General features: G+C 66.0%; 17 protein-coding genes. 7 read left to right on the forward strand and 10 right to left on the reverse strand.

Translation table 11 applies throughout. The features are described 5' to 3' along the window. Positions 1-16: 16 nt before the first annotated feature. On the reverse strand, positions 17-766 hold the full coding sequence (locus ACODSU_RS18090) for an SDR family NAD(P)-dependent oxidoreductase (protein ID WP_015015654.1): 750 nt from the start codon (positions 764-766) through the stop codon (positions 17-19). Between the two features lie 241 nt (positions 767-1,007). Here ACODSU_RS18090 and gspF point away from each other — a divergent pair, with 241 nt between their 5' ends. The 3 genes from gspF to ACODSU_RS18105 all read left to right on the forward strand — a co-directional run bounded on the left by gspF (position 1,008) and on the right by ACODSU_RS18105 (position 3,780). Beyond that, a complete protein-coding gene (gene gspF / locus ACODSU_RS18095; RefSeq protein ID WP_488843714.1) occupies positions 1,008-2,240 on the forward strand; it encodes a type II secretion system inner membrane protein GspF in 1,233 nt (410 codons plus the stop codon). 4 nt (positions 2,241-2,244) lie between these two features. Continuing rightward, the gene (locus ACODSU_RS18100; RefSeq protein WP_060984309.1) at positions 2,245-3,171 is read left to right on the forward strand and encodes a 5'-nucleotidase; all 927 of its coding nucleotides are present in this window, start codon (positions 2,245-2,247) and stop codon (positions 3,169-3,171) included. A gap of 174 nt (positions 3,172-3,345) precedes the next feature. Continuing rightward, complete coding sequence (locus ACODSU_RS18105; protein ID WP_476017480.1) at positions 3,346-3,780, forward strand: EF-hand domain-containing protein; 435 nt, start codon at positions 3,346-3,348, stop codon at positions 3,778-3,780. Between the two features lie 280 nt (positions 3,781-4,060). Here the strand turns inward: ACODSU_RS18105 and ACODSU_RS18110 are convergent, their stop codons facing one another. The 3 genes from ACODSU_RS18110 to ACODSU_RS18120 all read right to left on the reverse strand — a co-directional run bounded on the left by ACODSU_RS18110 (position 4,061) and on the right by ACODSU_RS18120 (position 7,823). Continuing rightward, positions 4,061-4,492 carry a hypothetical protein gene (locus tag ACODSU_RS18110; RefSeq protein WP_060984310.1) on the reverse strand — a complete coding sequence of 144 codons (432 nt, stop codon included), beginning with the start codon at positions 4,490-4,492 and terminating at the stop codon, positions 4,061-4,063. A 505-nt stretch (positions 4,493-4,997) separates the two neighbouring features. Next, the gene (locus ACODSU_RS18115; protein ID WP_488843716.1) at positions 4,998-5,495 is read right to left on the reverse strand and encodes a cyanophycin metabolism-associated DUF1854 family protein; all 498 of its coding nucleotides are present in this window, start codon (positions 5,493-5,495) and stop codon (positions 4,998-5,000) included. Between the two features lie 21 nt (positions 5,496-5,516). After that, on the reverse strand, positions 5,517-7,823 hold the full coding sequence (locus tag ACODSU_RS18120) for a cyanophycin metabolism-associated ABC transporter (protein WP_488843718.1): 2,307 nt from the start codon (positions 7,821-7,823) through the stop codon (positions 5,517-5,519). A gap of 237 nt (positions 7,824-8,060) precedes the next feature. Between ACODSU_RS18120 and ACODSU_RS18125 the strand changes: the two genes are divergently transcribed. The 3 genes from ACODSU_RS18125 to ACODSU_RS18135 all read left to right on the forward strand — a co-directional run bounded on the left by ACODSU_RS18125 (position 8,061) and on the right by ACODSU_RS18135 (position 13,449). Further along, positions 8,061-10,268, forward strand: a complete 2,208-nt coding sequence (locus ACODSU_RS18125) for a cyanophycin synthetase (protein WP_488843720.1) — start codon at positions 8,061-8,063, stop codon at positions 10,266-10,268. Between the two features lie 98 nt (positions 10,269-10,366). Beyond that, the gene (gene cphA, locus ACODSU_RS18130) at positions 10,367-12,946 is read left to right on the forward strand and encodes a cyanophycin synthetase (RefSeq protein WP_488843722.1); all 2,580 of its coding nucleotides are present in this window, start codon (positions 10,367-10,369) and stop codon (positions 12,944-12,946) included. Then, positions 12,943-13,449: a CreA family protein gene (locus tag ACODSU_RS18135; protein WP_488843724.1), complete on the forward strand. Its 507-nt coding sequence runs from the start codon at positions 12,943-12,945 to the stop codon at positions 13,447-13,449. Before cphA ends, ACODSU_RS18135 begins: the two co-directional genes overlap by 4 nt. A 124-nt stretch (positions 13,450-13,573) precedes the next feature. Here ACODSU_RS18135 and ACODSU_RS18140 read toward each other — a convergent pair whose 3' ends face one another. The 4 genes from ACODSU_RS18140 to ACODSU_RS18155 all read right to left on the reverse strand — a co-directional run bounded on the left by ACODSU_RS18140 (position 13,574) and on the right by ACODSU_RS18155 (position 17,219). Continuing rightward, complete coding sequence (locus ACODSU_RS18140; protein WP_488843726.1) at positions 13,574-14,221, reverse strand: DsbA family oxidoreductase; 648 nt, start codon at positions 14,219-14,221, stop codon at positions 13,574-13,576. A 124-nt stretch (positions 14,222-14,345) separates the two neighbouring features. Next, complete coding sequence (locus ACODSU_RS18145; protein WP_488843728.1) at positions 14,346-15,146, reverse strand: SDR family oxidoreductase; 801 nt, start codon at positions 15,144-15,146, stop codon at positions 14,346-14,348. A 42-nt stretch (positions 15,147-15,188) separates the two neighbouring features. Continuing rightward, on the reverse strand, positions 15,189-16,232 hold the full coding sequence (locus ACODSU_RS18150; RefSeq protein WP_488843730.1) for a Bug family tripartite tricarboxylate transporter substrate binding protein: 1,044 nt from the start codon (positions 16,230-16,232) through the stop codon (positions 15,189-15,191). Positions 16,233-16,310: 78 nt separating this feature from the next. Then, complete coding sequence (locus ACODSU_RS18155) at positions 16,311-17,219, reverse strand: isocitrate lyase/PEP mutase family protein (protein ID WP_488843732.1); 909 nt, start codon at positions 17,217-17,219, stop codon at positions 16,311-16,313. A gap of 248 nt (positions 17,220-17,467) precedes the next feature. Here ACODSU_RS18155 and prpR point away from each other — a divergent pair, with 248 nt between their 5' ends. Beyond that, positions 17,468-19,420 (forward strand): propionate catabolism operon regulatory protein PrpR, encoded by a 1,953-nt coding sequence (prpR, locus tag ACODSU_RS18160; RefSeq protein WP_488843734.1) that lies wholly within the window; start codon positions 17,468-17,470, stop codon positions 19,418-19,420. A 114-nt stretch (positions 19,421-19,534) separates the two neighbouring features. On the opposite strand, the gene ACODSU_RS18165 is transcribed toward prpR, so the two are convergent. Beyond that, a complete protein-coding gene (locus ACODSU_RS18165) occupies positions 19,535-21,046 on the reverse strand; it encodes an AMP-binding protein (protein WP_488843736.1) in 1,512 nt (503 codons plus the stop codon). Then, positions 21,043-22,209: an acetyl-CoA acetyltransferase gene (locus tag ACODSU_RS18170; protein ID WP_488843738.1), complete on the reverse strand. Its 1,167-nt coding sequence runs from the start codon at positions 22,207-22,209 to the stop codon at positions 21,043-21,045. The genes ACODSU_RS18165 and ACODSU_RS18170 overlap by 4 nt, the downstream gene beginning before the upstream one ends. Positions 22,210-22,346 lie beyond the last annotated feature (137 nt).

Raw genomic sequence — 22,346 nt, forward strand, 5'->3', positions numbered from 1 at the left:
GTCGTTTGTTCGCGCTTCAGCGCGCCAGATAGCCCCCATCGACGGGGTAATACGCCCCGGTCACAAACGACGCCTTGCTGGACGCCAGCCAGGTCACCAATTCAGCCACCTCTTCGGGCTGGCCCAGGCGGCCGATGGGGTGGGCTCCGACCAGCATGGCGTTGATGCCGGCGTCCTGCTCCAGCCCGCTGATCATGGGCGTGTGGATAAACGCTGGGCCCACCGCATTGATGCGCACGCCGTGCGCGCTGTATTCGATGGCCGCCGCCTTGGTCAACCCCACCACGCCGTGCTTGGCCGCCGTGTAGGCGGGCGCCGTGGCAAAGCCCACCGAGCCCAGGATGGACGCCATGTTGATGATCGAGCCGCCACCGTTCTTCAGCATCGCGGCGATCTGGTACTTCATGCCGTAGAACACGCCCGACAGGTTGATGTTGATGACCTGCGCCCAGCCGTCCAGCGGGTAATCGGCTGTCGGTGCCTGTGGGCCACCAATGCCCGCGTTGTTGCAGGCCACGTCCAGGCGGCCGTAGTGGGCGACGGTGCGCTGTACCAGCGCATCGCAATCCTCGGGCTTGCCCACGTCGGCCGCCACAAAGATCGCGTCGCCCCCGGCGGAGCGCACCAGCGCGGCGGTTTCCTCGCCCGCCTGCACATTCACGTCCGACACCACCACCTTGGCACCTTCGCGCGCCCACACCAGCGCAATGGCGCGACCGATGCCCGACGATGCGCCCGTTACCAATGCCACCTTGTTCTTCAGCATGAAAGACCCCTTGTTCGTTCAAAACGCCTGCAACCCGATGCCACAGATCACTTTTCATTCTGCGCGCGCAATGCGTCAGCGCCTTGACCTGTGTCATGCCCCGGGCATGGAAGCTGGGTGGAGGCACTGGGCCTTGGGTAGCGGCTACCATCAGGGGCTGCCGGTCCTGCGACGGATGTTTGCCCGTTGCAGGACTGCGTGATTTCCACGCCCACGCCCCACCACCCACGCCCGCATTTGCATGCCTGCTTTTTCCTTTGAAGCCCTGGACGCCCAAGGCCAGACCCGCAAAGGCCTCCTGGAGGCCGACACCGCCAAGGCCGCGCGCAGCCTGCTGCGGGCCCAGGCGCTGGTGCCGCTGGCGGTGGAAATGGTGCAGACCGGCCAGTCGCTGGACGGCCGGTCCGCAAGCCTGGGCCAGCGCCTCTTCACCCGGCCGGTGTTCAGCGCGACCGGGCTGGCCATCTGGACCCGGCAGATCGCCGGGCTGGTGTCGTCGGGGCTGCCGCTGGAGCGTGCGCTGACCGCGCTGTCTGAAGAAGCCGACGACGAACGCCAGCGCCACCTGGTCGCCGCGCTGCGTGCCGAGGTCAACGCGGGCGCCACCTTTGCCCGCGCGCTGTCGCAGCACCCGCGCGAGTTCTCTGACATCTATTGCGCCGTGATCGGCGCGGGCGAACACAGCGGCAACCTGGGCCTGGTGCTGGAGCGCCTGGCCGACGACCTTGAAGAGCGCCAGGCGCTCAAGGCCAAGCTGGTGGGCGCCGCGCTGTACCCGGCCATCGTGACCCTGGTGGCCATCGTGATCGTGCTGTTCCTGGTGGGCTATGTGGTGCCGCAGGTGGCCAGCGTGTTTGCAGGCACCAAGCGCGCGCTGCCGTTCCTGACGGTGGCCATGCTGGGCCTGAGCGCCTTTGTGCGCAACTATGGCTGGGTGATGCTGATCGCTTCAGTTTTGATAGCACTTGGGGCAAGATGGGCGCTCACCATCGGCCATATTCGCGAGAAGTTCGATGCCGCCTGGCTCAATCTGCCCCTGGTGGGCAAACTGGCGCGCGGCTACAACGCAGCACGGTTTGCCGGCACGCTGGCCATGCTGGCAGGCGCCGGGGTGCCGATCCTGAAGGCCTTGCAGGCGGCTGCTGAAACGCTGAACAACCGCGCGCTGCGGGCCGACGCGCTCGACGCCCTGGTGCTGGTGCGCGAAGGCGCTCCGCTGGCATCGGCCCTGGCGCAGAAAAAGCGCTTTCCGGGCCTGCTGTCGATGTTTGCACGCCTGGGCGAGCAGACCGGGCAACTGCCGGTGATGCTGCAGCGCGCAGCCCGCCAGCTCTCGGCCGAGGTGCAGCGCCGCGCCATGGCGCTGGCCACCATCCTGGAGCCGCTGCTCATCGTGGGCATGGGCCTGATCGTGATGCTGATCGTGCTGGCCGTGCTGCTGCCGATCATCCAACTCAACCAGTTTGTGAAGTGACCTTATGGCTGTAACGCTCGACGACAAGCTGGTGGTCGCTATCTCCTCGCGCGCGCTGTTCAATTTTGAGGAAGAGAACCGCGTCTTCGAGAAGGACAATGACCGCGCCTACGTGGACCTGCAGCGCCAGCGGCTCGACGTGCCTGCTGCGCCGGGCGTGGCGTTTTCGCTGGTGCGCAAGCTGCTCGCGTTCAACACCTCCGAGCACCAGCGCGTGGAGGTGGTGCTGCTGTCGCGCAATGACCCGGTAAGCGGCATGCGCGTGTTCCGCTCATGCCATGCCCACGGGCTCCCCTCCATCCAGCGCGGTGTGTTCACGCAAGGGCGCGACCCGTTTCGCTACCTGCGGCCACTGGGCGCGCACCTGTTCCTGTCCGCCAACGAAGCCGATGTGCGCGAGGCCCTGCACCTGGGCTACCCCGCAGCGCGGGTGGTGACGGAGTCGGTGCAGGCCGGCGACTCCAACCCCCACGAAGTGCGGATTGCCTTTGACGGCGACGCGGTGCTGTTTTCCGATGAAGCCGAGCGCGTGTACCAGGCGGAAGGGCTGGCTGCCTTCCAGCAGCATGAGACCGACAAGGCCGCGCAGCCCCTGCCCGACGGCCCGTTCAAACCCCTGCTCGCCGCCTTGCACCGTCTGCAGTCGGCAGGCGAGGCGGGTGGCACCGGCATGCGCATCCGCACCGCGCTCGTCACCGCCCGCAGCGCCCCCGCGCACGAGCGCGCCATCCGCACCCTGATGGACTGGAACATTGCGGTGGACGAGGCCATGTTTCTGGGCGGCCTGCCTAAGGGCGAGTTTCTGCGTGAATTCGAACCCGATTTCTTCTTTGACGACCAGACCGGTCACGTCACGTCGGCAGCGCGCCATGTGCCTGCGGGCCATGTGAACAGTGGCATCTCGAATCCGGTGCGGGTTGTGGGGAACTGACCGCCGGAGCCTCCCTTGCAAGCTTGCGGGCTCTGCCGCTCCATGCCCGGCCCTTGCGAAAAGATCTGCAAAGACTTGCAACGCCCGGTGAAAGCCTGCAAAGCCCTGGTTGCAAACCACCGCCCTCGCCCCTCATGTGCCACCATGGCCATTGAGACTTTGAAGGAGAACACTTTGCGCATTCGCAAATCCTGGGCGCCCCTGTGGCTGCAGAAGCCTATCCTCGCGACGGTGGCCCTGTTCGCAGCCTGTGCAGCCCTGGCACAAACACCCCCACCACCACCTGCCCATCGAGTGGAGACACACGCGGCCACAGAACCCGCAGCGGCGGTGAGCCCGGGCGAACTGAAGGCCCAGCGCGAATTCAAGATGCTGGACTTCAACGGAGACGGCAAGCTCAGCCGCTCCGAGGTGAAACTGTTCCCGCGTTTGGCGGCGGCCTTCGACGAGGCCGATACGGATGGTGATGGCTTTGTGTCGTATGCCGAAGTGCGCGCCTTTGCCGCAAAATACCGCGCCGAGCGCGATCGTCAGCGGGCAGCCGCACAAGCGGCAGCCACGCCATCAGCCCCGACTGCGTCGCTCCCAGCACCGGAGGCCCGTCCCTGAGGAACGCAGGTTGCACTTTGCTGAGCGGCAAACCCAAAAAATGAATCCAATTGACTAGGAGCGCTAGTGCAATATGCGCCATCAGCTATCTATTTGATAGCAAGAATACTGGATGCATCGAGGTAGTCCCCACAGCCTGTGCGCACGGTAAGGGGCGCCCACCGGATACGGCTCCTGTACGCCACAGATTGCCGCTGCACAGGGGCTTCGCCAAACTGCACCGGGCGCCATGACATGCAATGGGGCGCCTTCGCGGCGGCAGCCCGGCAGCGTCGATGGCTCAAACGCCGCCGGTGCGCTTGACCTTGGGGTCGGTGTAGGTCAGCGGCTCGTTCTTGGCCTGCTGGGCCAGGCGCTCCTGCAAGGTCATCTTGTTGACGTCCTGAGCCACCTCCACCGCGCTGCCGCTGGCGCGCCACATTGACTGGATGAACTCCAGCAGTTGCTTGTAGATCGGCTCTTTGGGAGGCTCCGGCGGCTCCTCGACGGTTTCTTTCTTTTTTACCGCCGTCCAGTCCCGGTTGGGCGCCTCGGGCGCCGAGGGTTTGTCCGGCTCGCGCACGATCGCCCCCTCACCCAGCCGGTCCATGGACTCGACCGGGTTGGGAGCGTTGATGGGACGCACCGGAGGCGCACCCGAGGCGCCAGTGGAATACAAATCAGCGCCCTGAGGACGCCAGGACGGCGATCGATCGACAGGTGGCATTTGCATGACATTGGCCCGTAGTTGAACAAAAGTGTGGAGAGGGTCTTTCGGCCTGTTCGTACATCCATTACGGCAAAAAGAAGGGTGAATTTAGGTCTTTTTCACCGATTGGCCGAAATTTAGGGTTTTCCCTAGTAAAAATCCAGCCTTTGGGAACGGTTTAGCGCCTTCCAGGGGTAGCAATGGCGAGCAGAAGCCTTCCAAAGGGATGCCGAAGTACGCCGTGCACGTGCAAATGTCGCAGCACCACCACGTAGTCCTAAGAGGGAGAGAGCGCTGGCAGGGCGTGCATCACCCAGCGCAAGAGAGCGGGCAGGGGCAGGGATACGCAAGGGTCGGGTCGTTCCCTGGAAATCTCAGGAAATGCGCAAGAGGGCAGGCGCAGCCCCCTTCTAATTGCTCTTCAGAGCCTGCTCACGGTCGCGCAGTAGCGCACAGACAACTCACGGCGGCAGGACAGCTGCCTGGGCCTGGGCCATGGGCAGAGCCGGACTGACTCCGCCGCAAAAGGTCACAGAAAACGTTCGAGCAGGCGGCGCGAATGCTTGTCCAGCGCCGTGGTGTCCTTCACACGGAACTGCAAACCGTCGCCACCGGCGATCAGCAGCCGGGTGCGCCCGCCCAGGCGGCGGATGTCCTCTTCCGCCTTGAGCACCAGGCGGGCGGGCCCCCGGTCGGTCTCTACATCCCAGGTGCTGGGTGTTGAAAAGCTAGAAACGGCGAAGATTTTCTGGATAGTGGGCACAAACTCGCGCACTTCCAGCTCTTCTTCAATGAGCTGCCGGGCGGCGCCCGTCACGGCCTCCAACCGGGGAACCCAGAGCAGTTCATGGCCGTCGGCACCCACCAGAGAGAGCCCCTCGCCAGGCGCGGCGATGGGAAAGGCGCGCACGGGGGTCACGCCCTCGTGGGCCGTGCCATCGGCCAGGGTCAGGACCAGGCGGCCGTGCGGGTTGCGCGTGAGCTGGAAGGCGGGGATGGACGACGATGGGGTCAGGGAAGCATTCATGGCAGGGTTGCTCACAGCGTCTCAGGGGTTGCCGGCGGGGTGGGCCGGGTGCAGCAGGCTGCTGTCGATGATGACGCCCGCTGCCTGCGCGTCTTCCTCGGCGCGGCGGGCCTGGGCTTCGTACAGCCGCCAGTAGGCGCCCTGTTTTTCCATCAGCTCGTCGTGCGGGCCCACTTCGACCACCTCGCCACGGTCCATCACCACCAGGCGGTCGGCCTTGCGCAGGGTGGACAGGCGGTGGGCAATGGCAATCGTGGTACGGCCTTGCACCAGGTTGTCGAGCGCCTTCTGGATTTCCTTTTCGGTCTCGGTGTCCACGGCCGAGGTGGCCTCGTCCAGGATCAGGATGCGTGGGTCGATCAGCAGCGCACGCGCAATGCTGATGCGCTGGCGCTCGCCGCCCGACAGGCCCTGGCCCCGCTCGCCCACCAGCGAGTCATAGCCGTGCGGCAGGCGCAGGATGAACTCGTGCGCATGGGCGGCGCGGGCGGCTGCCACGATTTCCTCGCGCGTCGCCTCGGGCTTGCCGTAGGCGATGTTCTCGGCAATGGTGCCGAAGAACAGGAAAGGCTCCTGCAGCACCAGGCCGATGTGGCGGCGGTAGTCGGCCACGGCAAAGCGGCGGATGTCGATGCCATCCACCTGGATGGAGCCGTCGCTCACGTCGTAAAAGCGGCTGATCAGGTTGACCAGCGTGCTCTTGCCCGAGCCGCTGTGGCCCACCAGGCCAATCATCTCGCCGGGGCGGATGTCCAGATCCAGTCCTTTGATGACCGCACGGCTGCCGTAGCGGAAACCCACGCCCTGCATGCTGATGGCGCCCTGCACCTTGTCCACCTGGACGGGCTGGGCAGGGTCGGGCACGTTGCTCACGTGGTCCAGGATGTCAAATATGCGCTTGGCGCCGGCGGCGGCCTTTTGCGTGACCGAGACGATGCGGCTCATCGAATCCAGACGCCCATAGAACCGCCCGATGTAGGCAATGAAAGCCGTGAGCACACCCACCGTGATCTGGTTGCGCGACACCAGCCAGATGCCGAACGCCCAGACCACCAGCAGGCCGATCTCGGTCAGCAGCGACACCGTGGGCGTGAACAGGCTCCAGGTCTTGTTGAGCTTGTCGTTCACTTCCAGGTTGTGCTGGTTAGCGTCGCGGAAACGCTGGGCCTCGCGCTTTTCCTGCGCAAAGGCCTTCACCACGCGGATGCCGGGGATGGTGTCGGCCAACACGTTGGTCACTTCAGACCACACGCGGTCGATCTTTTCAAAGCCGGTGCGCAGGCGGTCGCGCACGGTGTGGATCATCCAGCCGATGAAGGGCAGCGGCACCAGCGTAACGAGCGCGAGCCAGGGATTGATGGAGAACAGAATCGCCGCCGTCATCACAATCATCAGCACGTCGGTGATGAAATCGAGCGCATGCAGCGACAGGAACACGTTGATGCGGTCGGTCTCCGACCCGATGCGCGTCATGAGATCGCCCGTGCGCTTGCCACCAAAGTAATCCAGCGAGAGGCGCAGCAGATGCTCGTACGTCGTGGTGCGCAGGTCGGCGCCAATGCGCTCGGACACCAGCGCCAATATATAAGTACGCGCCCAGGAGAGGCCCCAGGCCAGCAGGGCCGACAGCAGCAACCCGCCCAGGTACATCAGCACCAGCAAGGGGTCGATCTGCTTGCCGTTCTGGAACGGGATCAGGATGTCGTCCATCAGCGGGATGGTGAGGTACGGCGGCACCAGCGTGGCGGCGGTGGATGCCAGCGTCAGCGCAAAACCAGCGGCCAGCTGCTTGCGGTAGGGCCGGGCAAAACGCCACAGGCGCAGCAGCACCCAGGTAGAGGTTTGCGGCGGCTGGGCGCGGGCACAGGCCGGGCATTCTTCAGTGTCGGGCGGCAGGGGGGCATGGCACGTGGGGCAGGTGGGCTCGTCGTCATCGGCGGAGACGTTGCCGGCACCCAGGGTCAATTGCTGCTCGAAACGCTGCACCAGGCGCAGCGCCTGTGGATGGTTCGCCAGCGTAAAACGCCACTGCGCCAGGCGCTCGGCCGGGTTGTGCAACTCCAGCGAGCCCACTCCACCGTGGTCATGCAGCTTGAGCGCCAGGCCCTCACCCAGAGGCCAGCTGCTCCATGTGGTGGTGCCTGGGTCGCAAGCCAGCAGCCGTTCGGACGTCACCACCACCCACCCTGCCGCAAAGCGCAGCGTGGCGCTCAGGTCAACCGGCAAAGCTGCCAACACGTTCTCTTTGGAAGCGAGCATGGCCCGCAAATCGGCCCCCACAGGGCCAGAAAAGACACCCGAGGCGTCCACAGAATGGTGATGTTGCATTTTTGGTTGGGTTTTCCGCCACCGGCTGCCTGCGGTGGCCGCTCTCGCGAAAGCAAGAATTCTCACCGATACTGCACGCCACGGTGCGACGGCATCCTCCTGTAACGTCTGTGGACGCCTTTTGGCTGACACTGCGCAGAGGCGCTGGACTGGCGCACAATCATCGTCCACAAAATTCCCTTTCGTCCCCCTACCGCACAGCCCTTACCAAGGCCGGAACCACAACCGCTGCAATCCATGGCGAAACTCAACGACATCCAACTGCTTCGCATCAACTACCTGCGGGGCCCCAATATCTGGACCTACCGGCCGGTCCTGGAAGTCTGGCTGGACCTGGGCGAGCTGGAGGACTACCCCTCCAACACCATCCCCGGCTTCAATGACCGCCTGACGGCATGGCTGCCCGCGCTGATCGAACACCACTGCGGCGTGGGCGAACGCGGCGGCTTCCTGCAACGCCTGCAGGAGGGCACCTGGTGCGGCCACGTGTTAGAGCACATCGTGATCGAGCTGCTCAACCTAGCGGGCATGCCCACCGGCTTTGGCCAGACGCGCAGTACCAGCCAGCGCGGCGTGTACCGCATGGTGTTCCGCGCCCGCGACGAGAGCGTGGCCCGCGTGGCACTGGCCCAGGGCCATGCGCTGATCATGGCGGCCATCAACGACCAGCCTTTTGATGTGCAAGCCGCCGTGGCCCGCGTGCGCACCGAGGTGGACGACCAGTACCTCGGCCCCAGCACCGCCTGCATCGTCACCGCCGCCACCGACCGGGGCATCCCCCACATCCGTCTGAACGACGGCAACCTGGTGCAGCTGGGCTATGGCGCCCGCCAGCGCCGCATCTGGACCGCCGAGACCGAATACACCAGCGCGATTGCCGAAGGCATCGCCAGCGACAAGGACCTGACCAAGAGCCTGCTCAAGTCCTGCGGCGTTCCCATTCCTGAAGGCCAGGTGGTCAACAGCCCTGAAGAAGCCTGGGAAGCTGCGCAGGACATCGGTCTGCCCGTGGTGGTCAAGCCCTCCGATGGCAACCACGGCCGGGGCGTGACACTGGACCTGCGCAAGAAGGAAGACATCGAAGCGGCCTACCACGTGGCCTACCCCGAGGGCAGCGACGTGATGGTGGAGCGCTTCATCCCCGGCGACGAGCACCGCATCCTGGTGGTCGGCGGCAAGGTGGTCGCCGCCGCACGCGGCGAGGTGGTCAGCATCACCGGCAACGGCCGCAATACGGTCAAGGAACTCATCGACAGCCAGCTCAACTCCGACCCGCGCCGGGGCTACGAGGAAGAGTACCCGCTCGAAATCATCGACCTTGCCACCGACACCAAGGTGCAGCTCGAACTCAAGCGCCAGGACCTGGGCGCCGACTCGGTGCCCGCCGCTGGCCGCCAAGTGGTGGTGCAGCGCAACGGCAACGTGGCTGTGGACTGCACGGACGACGTGCACCCCGAGGTGGCCTACATCGCCCAACTCGCCGCCAAGGTGGTGGGCCTGGACATCGCCGGCATCGACATGGTGGCCCGCGACATCTCCAAGCCCCTGCACACGCAGGGCGGCGCAATTGTTGAAGTGAACGCAGGCCCCGGCCTGCTCATGCACTTGAAGCCTGCCGTGGGCGCGCCCCGCCCCGTGGGGCAGGCGATTGCCGAGCACCTGTTCCCCTCCGATGCCGATGACGAAGGCCCCGCGGGCCGCATCCCCCTGGTGGGCGTGGCAGGCACGCGCAACACCGCCACCATCTCGCGCGTGGTGGCCTGGCTGCTGCACCTGAGCGGCCACCACACTGGCCTGGCTTGCCGTGATGGACTCTTTCTGGACCGCCGCCTTGTGGAAGCCACCGACTGCGCCCACTGGGAAGCCGCACACCGCCTGCTGATGAACAAGATGGTGCAGGCCGCCGTGATCGAAAGCGACGCCCGCACCATCCTGCGCGACGGCCTCGCCTACGACCGCTGCCAGGTGGGCGTGGTGACCGACATGGATGGCGTGGAAACACTGGCCGAGTTTGACGTGCACGAACAGGACCAGATGACCAAGGTGATGCGCACCCAGGTGGACGTGGTGCTGGCCGAAGGCGCTGCGGTGCTCAATGCGGCCATCCCCCAGGTGGCCGACCTGGCCCCTCTGTCGGACGGCGACGTGGTGCTGTATGCGCAGGACGGCACGCTGCCCGTGATTGCCGAGCACCGCGCCAAGGACAACGGCCGCGCGGTCTTCGTGAAGAACGGCCGCGTGGTCCTGGCCACGGGCAGTGCCGAGCATGTGCTGGGCGCCCTGTCCGACCTGACCTTTGGCCGCAATGCAGTGGTGCCCGATACCGACGCCCTGCTGGCCGCCATCGGCGCGGCCTGGGCGCTGGACATTGCCCCCGACCTGATCGGCGCAGGCATCAAGACCTTCGAGCCCGAGCTGGTCCCCACTGCCGCCCTGCGGTCTTGATGGCCCGCCGCGCGTTTGCCTTTGTTTGTTGTTTGACCTCACATCCCACGACCTGAACAGGGCCCCAGTGCCCTGATGGACCACTGAAAGAGACTTCCATGGATGTAACCCGCACCCGGGCCCTGCGCGGCCCCAACCTCTGGAGCCGCCACATGGCCATCGAGGCCGTGGTGACCTGCGCCGAGAACGAGCGCGCCGTGGGCCAGATGGCCGGATTCGAAGCCCGCCTGCGGGCCCTGTTCCCCGCCATCGGCGCGCTGCACCCGGAAACCGGTGGCGGCGACGTGTCGCTGGCCCACGTGCTGCAGACCGCCGCGCTGGCCCTACAGGCGCAGGCCGGCTGCCCCGTGACCTTTGCGCGCACCACCGCCACCACCGATGCGGGCGTGTACCAGGTGGTCGTCGAATACAGCGAAGAAGCCGTGGGCCGCAAGGCGTTTGAATACGCACAACAGCTCATCGAGGCCGCACTGGGCAACGGCAGCTTTGACGCGGACGCCGTGATCGCCGACCTGCGCGAGCTGGACGAGGACGAGCGCCTGGGCCCCAGCACCGGCTCCATCGTCGAGGCCGCCGTGGCCCGTGGCATTCCCTACCGCCGCCTCACACGCGGCAGCCTGGTGCAGTTTGGATGGGGTTCCAAGCAGCGCCGCATCCAGGCGGCCGAGGTGGACTCCACCAGCGCCGTGGCTGAATCCATCGGCCAGGACAAGGACCTGACCAAGCGCCTGCTGCATGCGGCCGGCGTGCCCGTGCCCCTGGGCAAGCCCGTGGACAGCGTGGACGAAGCCTGGGAAGTCGCCCTCAAGGTCGGCTTGCCCGTGGTGGTCAAGCCGCAAGACGGCAACCAGGGCAAGGGCGTCACCGTCAACATCACCGACCGCGCCCAGCTCGAAGAGGCCTACAAGAACGCCGCCGACTATGGCACCGTGATGGTCGAGCGCTTTTTGCCCGGCCACGACTTCCGCCTGCTGGTGGTGGGCGACCAACTGGTGGCCGCTGCACGCCGCGAGCCGCCCCAGGTGCTGGGCGATGGCGAACACACCGTGCGCCAGCTGGTGGACGTGGTCAACCAGGACCCGCGCCGTGGCGAAGGCCACGCCACCTCGCTGACCAAGATCCGCCTGGACGACATTGCCGTAGCCCGCCTGGCCATGCAGGGCCTGACGCCCGACTCGGTGCCCGAAAAAGGCCAACGCGTCATCCTGCGCAACAACGCCAACCTGTCCACCGGCGGCACCGCCACCGATGTCACCGACGACGTGCACCCCGAGGTCGCAGCCCGCGCTGTAGCCGCCGCCCAGATGGTGGGCCTGCACATCTGCGGCGTGGACATGGTGGCCGAGACCGTGCTGCGCCCGCTCGAAGAGCAAGGCGGCGGCTTTGTGGAAGTGAACGCCGCCCCCGGCCTGCGCATGCATCTGGCCCCCAGCTACGGCAAGCCCCGCAACGTGGGGGCTGCCATGGTGGACAAACTGTTTGCCTATGGCGACGACGGCCGCATCCCCACCGTGGCCGTGACCGGCACCAACGGCAAGACCACCACCGCCCGCCTGATTGCGCACCTGTTCACCGCGCAGGGCCTGCGCGTGGGCATGACCAATACCGACGGCGTGTATGTGAATGGCCGCCAGATTGACAGCGGCGATTGCAGCGGCCCCAAGAGCGCCCGCAACGTGCTGCTGCATCCCGAGGTGGACGCCGCCGTGTTCGAGACCGCGCGGGGCGGCATCCTGCGCGAAGGCCTGGGCTTTGACCGCTGCCAGGTGGCCGTGGTCACCAACATCGGCGCGGGCGACCACCTGGGCCTGAACTACATCACCACGGTGGAAGACCTGGCCGTGCTCAAGCGCGTGATCGTGCAGAACGTGGCCCCCACGGGCTACGCCGTGCTCAACGCGGCCGACCCCATCGTGGCGGCCATGGCGTCGTCCTGCCCCGGCAAGGTCATCTACTTTGCGAGCGACCGCCACCACCCCGTGATGGTCACGCACCGCGCCCAGGGCCACCGCACCGTGTATGTGGATGGCGACTCCATCGTGGCCTCGGAAGGCTCTTGGCGCGAGACCATCCACCTGCGTGACGTGCCCATCACGCGCAACGGCAAGATCGGCTTCCAGGTCGAGAACGTGATGGCCTCTGTGGCCGCAGCCTGGGGCGTGGGCATGCCCTGGCAGACCATCCGCCGGGGCCTGTCGGGCTTTGTGAACGATAGCGACAACGCCCCTGGCCGCTTCAACATCATGGACTACCGGGGTGCGACGGTGATCGCCGACTACGGCCACAACCCCGACGCCATGCGCGCCCTGGTGCAGGCCGTGGACGCCCTCCCCGGCAAGCGCCGCAGCGTGGTCATCAGCGGTGCGGGCGACCGGCGCGACGAAGACATCCGCGAGCAGACCGTGATTTTGGGTGCCGCGTTTGACGACGTGATCCTGTACCAGGACGCCGCCCAGCGGGGCCGCGCCGATGGCGAAGTGATGGCCCTGCTGCGCGAAGGCCTGGCGGGCGCCCCCCGCACCACGCATGTGGAAGAGATCCGTGGCGAGTTCATCGCCATCGACGCCGCGCTGGCGCGCCTGCAACCTGGCGACCTGTGCCTGGTGCTGGTCGATCAGGTCGAAGAAGCCCTGGCCCACCTGGCCCAGCGCTGCACCGAAGGCGAGACCACGGCATGACCGCCGCGCGCACGCTGGCAGCCGCAGCCGCTATGGCCCTTGCTGCCCTCACCGCCCTTGCAGGCGGCGCAGCGCAGGCTGCCACTGCCGAAAAGATCGGCACCGTGGACACAGCCTTCCAGTGGATCGGCCGCGACCACGACATCATCGTCGAGGCCTATGACGACCCCGGCGTGCAGGGCGTCACATGCTACGTGTCGCGCGCCCGGATCGGCGGCATCAAGGGCACCCTGGGCCTGGCCGAAGACCGCGCCGAGGCCTCCATTGCCTGCCGCCAGGTGGGGCCCATCAGCTTTCCCGAGCCGTTGAAAAAGCAGGAAGAAGTGTTCAGCGAGCGCATGTCCATCCTGTTCAAGCGGCTGCGCATCGTGCGCATGGTGGACCCGGCCCGCAACACGCTGGTGTACCTCACCTACTCCGACAAGCTCATCGACGGCTCGCCGCAGAACAGCGTGACCGCAGTGCCGGTGGACCGCGCCACCGCCATCCCGCTGCGCAAGTGACGGGTCCACGCGGCCGCCCAGGCACCGCGCACACACAAAAAAAGGGGCCTTGGGCCCCTTTTTTGATCAAAACCACCGGTAGCGCTAGTGCAACATGCCCAATCAGCTATTAAATAAATAGCAATCAACCCTGCGTGGCAATCTGCCGCAGTGCCTGCTCAAACACCTCCACCGGCTGCCCACCCTGGATCAGATGGCGCTCGTTAATGATGATGGCAGGCACCGAATGGATGCCGTTTTGCAGATAGAACTGCTCGCGCTCGCGCACCTCGTCGGCGTAGCGGTCTGAGGCCAGCAGCGCACGCGCCTCGGCCGCATCCAGCCCCACTTCGCTCGCCACACGCACCAGCACCTCGTGGTTGCTCGGGTCCTGACCGTCGGTGAAATAGGCCTTGAACAGCGCCTTCTTCAGCGCGGCCTGCACGCCCTTCTCTTCGGCCCAGTGCAGCAGGCGGTGTGCATCAAAGGTGTTGTAGATGCGGCTGCGCTTGTCCATGCTGAAGGTGAACCCCAGCGCCGCCCCGCGCGCCGCAATGGCCTCGCGGTTCTTCTGGCTCTGCTCGGGCGTGGCGCCGTACTTTTCTTGCAGGTGCTCGCCAATGTCCTGACCCTCAGGCCCCATCTGCGGGTTCAGCTCGAACGGCCGAAAGTGCAGGTCCAGCGCGACCTCGCCCTGGAGCCGGTCCGCCGCCTGTTCCAGCGCCTTGAGGCCGATGATGCACCAGGGGCAGGAGACATCGGAGACGAAATCGATTTTGAGGGTGGTGGTCATGGGTCAGGTCTGTGGATGGCAAGCCAGGATGGTAGGACGGGCTTCAAAACCGCGGAGGCCGCAGGCTTAATGAGCGCCTCCGGTAGCGATTGAAGCGCTGTCCAACCAGAGTGTGCCGCCAGTATCACACCACCATGGGCGTTGCTGCGCCGTCCATCGTCAGAACCACGCCCGTGACATAGCTGGCACGCTCGGACGCCAAAAAGAGCACCACGTTGGCAACCTCCTCCGGCTGCGCCAGGCGACCCAGCGGCACCTTGCTCGTGGCCTGCGCAAGCGCTTCTTGCTCCGAGATGTTGTGCATGCGTGCCGTGGCGATCATCCCTGCCTGCAATCGCTCGGTGTGGGTGGCGCCCGGGTTGACGGCATTCACGCGCACGCCCCTCGGCCCATAGGCGGCCGCCATGCCCGCGCTCATGAGCATCAGCGCCGCATTGGCGGCTCCGCCAGGCATATGGATGGGGCTGGCGACCTTTCCTCCGGCACCCACCACATTGACGATGGATCCCCGGCCCCGCGCGCCCATCTTCTTGACCACCAGATCCACCATGTGGACGTACGTGAAGAATTTGGCGTTCATCGCGTCGTGCCAGGCCTGCGCGCTCAGCTCCTCGGGCGGGGTGCGCCGGGCAGCCCCAGCAGAGTTGACCAGCACATCGACGTCCCCGAAGGCGGCTTCAGCAGCCGCCAGCGCTTTCGCTGCCGCCTCCGGCTGCTGCAGGTCCGCCGCATGGACGCTGATGCGCCCAGCGCTGCCATGGACATCCGCCGATAACCGACCACGTGCGGCCTCCAGGTGTTCGGTGCTGCGGGATACCAGGCTGACGCGCGCCCCTTCGGCCAGAAACGCCGCCGCACAGGCATAACCAATGCCTTTGCTGCCCCCCGTGATGAGGACATGTTTGTCCTTCAGATTCAGATCCATGGATTTGCTCCGAGAAAGGTGAAGTGTGCAGGACCAGCCGCCTCATTCGATCGATATGCCAGCCGCCTTCACCACGGCACCATACCGGTCCAGGTCCCGCTTGATTTCATCGCGGTATTGCTCGGCAGTGCCAGGGGTCGGCTCGATGCCCATCACACGCAATTTCTCGCGCACGGCGGCATCGTTCAGCACCGCGTTCAGTTCAGTGTTGAGTCGCGTGATGACCGCCGCAGGCGTACCCACCGGTGCCAGCAGCCCCACCCAGGAGTTGACGACAAAATCTGGCACACCGCTCTCGACAAACGTGGGCACATCGGGCAACGCGCTGGTGCGCTGCGCACTCGACACCGCAATGGCCTTGAGCTTGCCGGACTTGATGTGCCCATGCGCGCCCGCCACCGCCGTGTACACCAGCGGGATCGTGCCCCCCAGCACATCGGTCATGGCTTGGCCGCCACCTTTGTAGGGCACGTGGGTCAGGTTGGCGCCAGTCCGGATCTTGAGCAGCTCACCAGCAATGTGGGGGGTGCCCCCCGTCCCCGAGGTGCCGAACGAGAGGCCTCCCGGCTGGGTCTTCGACAAGTCAATCACATCGGCCAGGCCCTTGACCGGCACACCGGGGTTTGCCACCAGCACCAGGGTCGCATCCCCAATCTTGCCGACCGGCGCGAAGTCTTTGGCCGTGTCAAAAGGCAGTTTGGAGAACACATGCGGATTGATCACCATGGTGCCGTCAAAACCCAGTACCAGTGTGTAGCCGTCTGCCGGCGCCGATTTGGCCAGCGCGGTGCCAATGTTTCCGGAGGCCCCCGGCTTGTTGTCCACCACAATCTGCTGGCCAAGGCGCTTGCCCAGACTTTCTGCGATCAGACGCCCGCTGGTGTCGGTGACGCCCCCGGGCGTGAAAGGAACAATCAGCCGAAGGGGTTTGCTGGGCCACACGTCCTGCGCGTGCGTGGCCTTGGGCATACCGGCCACCGCGCCCAGGCACAGCAGGGCTGACAGGGCCAGCAGCTTGCGCCGACGCGGCATGGCGGACGCAGGCGGCACATGGCTGTGTTGGACGAGAAATGGATGGGGCTTCATGTTTGTCTCCTTCGTGTTGTGTTTTGAGGTCGTCTTGTCGAGGGGGTTAAAGGCTGCAGCCGGCGCACGCTTCGCAAGTCAAGGTGTCTCGGCGTACTGGCGTTCAAACGCCCAGACGTCCTCAAAACCCATGAGCTGCGTCAATTCCGCAAAGGGCATCAAGCCAGCGTCGCTGTTCACTGACGAGCCCGTGCGCTGAAACTGCGCATACACCGTCTTCATGGCCTGGGTGGCAGCCAGCAAGGCAGTGACCGGAAAGATGGCGAGCTTGTAGCCAATGGACTCCAGCTCGCTGTGCGACAGCACAGGCGTCCGCCCGCCCTCCACCATGTTGGCCAGCAGGGGCTTGTCCACGGTTTGGCCGATCTTTCGCATCTCGTCCTCGCTCTCGGGGGACTCGACAAAAAGAATGTCCGCGCCAGCGCGGGCGTAAGCCTCTGCCCGGCGCAGGGCTTCATCGAGACCAAGGCTGGTACGGGCGTCCGTGCGCGCAATCACCAGGAAATCGGACGAACTGCGGCTGTCGACAGCGACGCGAATCTTGCGCACCATGTCTTCCATGGGGATCACCCGGCGGCCAGGGGTGTGGCCACATTTTTTGGGGTATTCCTGATCCTCCAACTGGATGGCTTGCGCGCCAGCAGCCTCGTAGCCCTGCACCGTGTGGCGCACGTTGAGCAGACCGCCATAGCCCGTATCGCCGTCCGCAATCAGCGGGGAGCGGGCCATGCCTGCCATGGCCTTCACCCGCCCCACCATGTCCGAATACGTGGCCAGCCCGGCATCTGGCAAGCCCAGGTGCGAGGCCACGGTGCCAAAGCCCGTCATGTACAAAGCATCAAAGCCGAAGGTGTCGGCCAGCCGCAGCGACACCATGTCGTACACCCCGGGGGCGATCACCAGCCCGGGCTGGGCCAGGCGCTGGCACAAAGAGGTGGCAGCGGGCATGGAGGGCTTGGAAGAAGGAGCAGATTCAGACATGGTCATGGAGTGATGTTGCAAACAGGGTGGTATGAAGGCAGCTACTGCACAGTACGTGCCAGCCCGCCCACCTGCCGTAAGGCATTGATTTGATTGGCCATGCCCGCAGCAATGTCGTACAGCAGCGGCGTGCATGTTTCACCATTCGCCCCAATGTTTCATATTTGTGTTTCACTCAAGCAAGAATGAAACGCAACGACCTGTCGTTGAAACGCTTGCACAGCCAACGCATCGTCCGCACAACCGTCCGCCCTATGCCAACCCCCGTCACCCCACTTGCCAGTCGCCCTCGCCTTTGCTTCATGAGCTATCGCCAGATCCGGCTGATGGCCATGCCCATCGTGGCGGAATACCGGGACAGAGCGGAGATCGAGGTGATCGATGGCAGCTTTGAAGTGGCGCTGGACCTGGCCCGCAAGCGGCTGGACAGCGGACTGGTCGATGTCTTTGTCAGCGCAGGGTCCAACGCCAGCCTGCTGCGCAGCGGGATCAGCGCCCCGGTGGCCACCATCCAGTTGAGCGGGTTTGACATCCTGCAGGCGCTCATCAAGGCCCGGGCAACGGCCGACCGCGTGGGCATCGTGATGTACGGCCACACCCTTCCGGAGCTGGAATCCGTCAAGGGCCTGCTGAACATCGATATCCACCAGTACGCCTACCAGACGCCCGACACGGCCCGCGCGTGCATCCGCCAGCTGCACAGCGATGGCATCCGCGTGGTCGTGGGTTCCAGCCTGGTGGTAGAACTGGCAGAAAACGCAGGCTTGGTTGGCCTGCTGGCGTATTCGCATGCCAGCATCCGCCAGGGCTTTGAAGACGCCCTGGAGCTGGCGCGGGTGGCGCAGCTGGAGGCCGGGCGATACGAACAGCTCAACACGGTGCTGCACACGCTGCAAGAGGCAGTCCTGGCGGTGAATCAGTCCGAGCAGATCATTGCCATCAACCCGGCGATGCAACGCATTTTGGGCCTGGTGCGTGCGCCGCGCCTGGGTGAACCGCTGGCGTCCGTCACCACCGATCTGTCGCTGCGCGAGACACTGGAAGGCGGCCAGCCCGAACATGGCGCGGTGCTGCGCCTGCAAGGCCGCGACTGGATTGCCAATCGCACACCCATTTACGAAGGCGGCCACACCACGGGTGCGGCGCTGACCTTGTACGACGCACGCACCATCCACGAGGCGGACAACAGCCTGCGCATTCAGCACCGCCGCAGCGACCATGCTGCGCGCCACCGCTTTGAGAGCCTGGTGGGGCAAGCCCCGGCGTTTTTGCAAGCCATCGCCAGAGCCCGCCGTTATGCCGCCACCGATTTCAGCGTTCTGATCACTGGCGAGAGCGGCACCGGCAAAGAACTCTTTGCACAGGCCATGCACAACGCGAGCCAGAGGGCGCGCCGCCCCTTTGTCGCCATCAACTGCGCCGCGTTCCCGGAAACGCTGCTCGAAAGCGAGCTGTTCGGCCACGAGGAAGGCGCCTTCACCGGCGCACGCCGCGGCGGCAAGCGCGGGCTGTTTGAAGCAGCCCACACGGGAACCCTGTTTCTGGACGAAATCGGCGACATGCCACTCACGCTGCAAACCCGCTTGCTGCGCGTACTGCAGGAGCGGCGCATCACCCGCTTGGGGTCCGTCACGTCCATCCCGGTCGATGTGCGCGTGATAGCGGCAACCCACCAGCCACTGCTGCAGATGGTGAACGCGCGCCAATTCCGCCAGGACCTGTACTACCGCCTCAACACCCTCACGCTGGCATTGCCTGCGCTGCGGGATCGCAAGGGCGACGTCCAAGTCCTGGCCGCGCGTTTGCTGGCCCACAGTCTGAGCCGGGTCGGCGCGTCCGGTGTCACCGCCGCTGAGGTGTTGGCCCAATGGGGAGACGCCATGGAACAGCATCCCTGGCCCGGCAACGTGCGCGAGCTGGAAAACCTGTGCGACCGCATCGCCGTATGGCTGTCCCAGTATCGCCGCAGCGACAGCGTGGAGTGGAGCAGTCTGCGAGACGAATGCCCGGAACTCTTTGCGGGCACGCCACACATCGAAGAAGCCCCAGACACCCCAACCGCCACAGAGCACCCGCCAGAAAAACCTGACCGGCACACACGGGCCCTGGCAGCGCTGGAGCGCCATGGCGGACGCACCGGCGCAGCCGCTGCAGAGCTGGGGGTCAGCAGGTCCACGTTCTGGCGCTGGTGTCGAAAGCCGGTTTGAAAAGCGTCCGAACTTGCGCGGACACCTGTCCACAAACAACCCGCCGACGACGGCCCGCCGTGAGAGCGGGCTGTCTCGACGCGCTACTGCCCATCGTGCCGCACCGCCGCATGACTACCCCTTGCTCCGCAACTCCGTCTTCAACACCTTCCCATAGGCATTCTTCGGCAGCGCCTCCACCCACTGGTATTCCTTGGGCCGCTTGAACCGCGCAATGTGCTCCAGGCACAGCGCATCCAGCTCTGCCCCGGGCACTGCACCACCCTCCCCAGCGACCAGGAAGGCCACCACCACCTCGCCCCATTCCGCATCGCGCTGGCCCACCACGGCGACCTCGCGCACCTGGGGGTGGAGCAGCAGCACCTCTTCCACCTCGCGCGGATAGATGTTGCTGCCGCCGGAGATGATCACGTCCTTGGACCGGTCCTTGAGTGTGAGAAAGCCATCGGCATCCAGCGCGCCCATGTCGCCGGTGTAGAGCCAGCCGTCGCGCAGCGTCTGCGCCGTGGCGGTGGGGTTGTTCCAGTAGCCGGGCATCACGGTGTCGCCGCGCACCACGACCTCGCCGGTCTCGCCAGTAGGCACAGGCTGGCCTGCAGCATCGACCACACGCACCTCCACCAGCGACTGCGCCACGCCCACCGACACCATGCGTTCGGCCCAACGAGGGTGGTCGCGGTCGGCCAGCTGGGCGCGCGATAGGGCGGTGATGGTCATGGGGCTTTCGCCCTGGCCGTAGATCTGTGCAAAGCGATTGCCCATCACGGCCAGGGCGTTGCGCAGGTCGTCGGCATACATGGGGCCGCCGCCGTAGACGATGGTCTTGAAGCCCGACACATCGGCGCCCGTGGCGCGCACATGGTCCACCAGGCGGTGCACCATGGTGGGTGCGGCAAACAGGGTGAGCTGGCCCACGCTGGCCGCCAACTGCACCAGCTCGGCCGGCTCGAACCCGCCCGACAGCGGCACCACATGCCGCTCGCCGCGCAGCATCTGGGCGTAGTTGTAGAGCCCCGCGCCGTGCGACATGGGCGCGGCATAGACCATGGCGTCGCCGGGCAGGATGTCGTCCACATCGGTGAAGTAGCAGGCCGTCATGGCCAGCAGGTTGCGGTGGGTCTGCATCACGCCCTTGGGTCGGCCAGTGGTGCCCGAGGTGTAGAACAGCGAGGCCACGTCATGCGGCGCGCGGTCGCACACATCCATGGGCGTGTGGGTGACTGCGGCGCGGTATGCGTCGGAGCCAAAGACCAGCACCGCGTCCTGCGGCGCCCCGGCCTCGCGCACGGCGGGTGCCAGCGCTTCAGAGGTCAGCACCACGCGCGCGCCCGAGTCGGCCAGCACGTAGGCGAGTTCTTTGGCATGCAGCTTGTAGTTGACCGGTACCGACACAGCGCCCGCCCACAGGATGGCGTGCAGGGCCTCCAGGTATTCGGGCGCATTGGCGGCGTAGATGGCCACGCGGTCGCCCGGGGCCACGCCACAGCGCGTGCACAGATGGGCGGCCAGCGCAGCGGTGCGCGCGGCCAGCGTGCCGTAGCTCCACAGCACCTGGTCGCCATGCAGCAGTGCGGGCCGGTGGGCGTACAGCAAGGCGCTGCGGCGCAGCAGGTGGGCCATGTTCATCGGGCGCGCTCCAGAATGCTCACGTAGTTGGCCACGGCCGATCCGCCCATGTTGAACACGCCCGCCAGCGTGGCGCCGGGCACCTGCAGGTCGCCCGCTTCGCCCATGAGCTGCATGGCCGACACCACATGCATTGACACGCCCGTGGCGCCAATCGGGTGGCCCTTGGCCTTGAGCCCGCCCGACGCGTTGACGGGCAAGCGGCCGCTACGCAGCACGGTGCCGTCTTCGAGCAGGCGGTGGCCCTGGCCTGCGGGCGCCAGGCCCATGGCCTCGTAGGTGAGCAGCTCGGCAATGGTGAAGCAGTCATGCACCTCGGCCAGCGACAGGTCGTGCACCGCGCACCCGGCCTGTTGCAGCGCCTGCTGCCAGGCGCGCCGGGGGCCTTCAAAGTCCACCACGCGGCGGCGCGCCATGGGCAGGTAGTCGTTCACCTGCACCCGCGCCCGCAGGCGCACGGCGCGGGGGAAGTCGGCCACTGCATCATCGGCCGCCAGGATGACCGCCGCCGCGCCGTCAGACACCAGAGAGCAGTCCGTCTTGCGCAGGGGCGCGGCAATCATCGGGTTGCGGTCGGACACGGTGTTGCACAACTCAAAGCCCAGGTCCTTGCGCATGTGCGCCCAGGGGTTGAGCGCGCCGTTGGCGTGGTTCTTGGCGGCGATGCGTGCCAGGGTGGCCGAATGGTCGCCATGCGCGGCAAAGTAGTCCTGCGCGATGGACGCAAAAATGCCCGGAAAGCCACCGGGCGGATCGCCCGCCTCGCCGGAGTAGCCGCAGTCGCCCAGGATGCGCGTGGTCTCGGCGCCGGAGACAGCGGTCATCTTTTCCGCGCCGATGACAAGGGCGACCCGGGCGCGGCCGGCTTCGATCGCATCGCACGCGGCATACAGGGCGGCCGAGCCCGACGCGCAGGCGTTCTCCAGCCGTGTGGCGGGCTTCCAGCGCAGGGCGTCGTCGCACTGCAGGGCCAGCGACGAGGCAAACACATCAGGCGTGAAGCCGCCGTTGAGGTTGCCCAGCCACACGCCGTCCACCACCGTGCCGTCAATGCCCGCGTGCTGCAGGGCCTCGCGGCCCGCGCGCGTGATGAGGTCTTCAAGCCCCAGGCCGTCCAGCCGGCCAAACGGCAAATGTGCCCAACCCACCATCGCTGCACCCATGTCCATCCTCCATTGATGTGCGCCACGACGGCGCGATGGCAAGCACTGTAGGCAAGCCACGGCTGTCCGCACAGTCGCCGAACTACCCAAGGGAAAACCCGAAGCCCGGGCGCCACGCACAGCCCGCGCCACCAATC

This window comes from Acidovorax sp. FG48 (assembly GCF_057809085.1).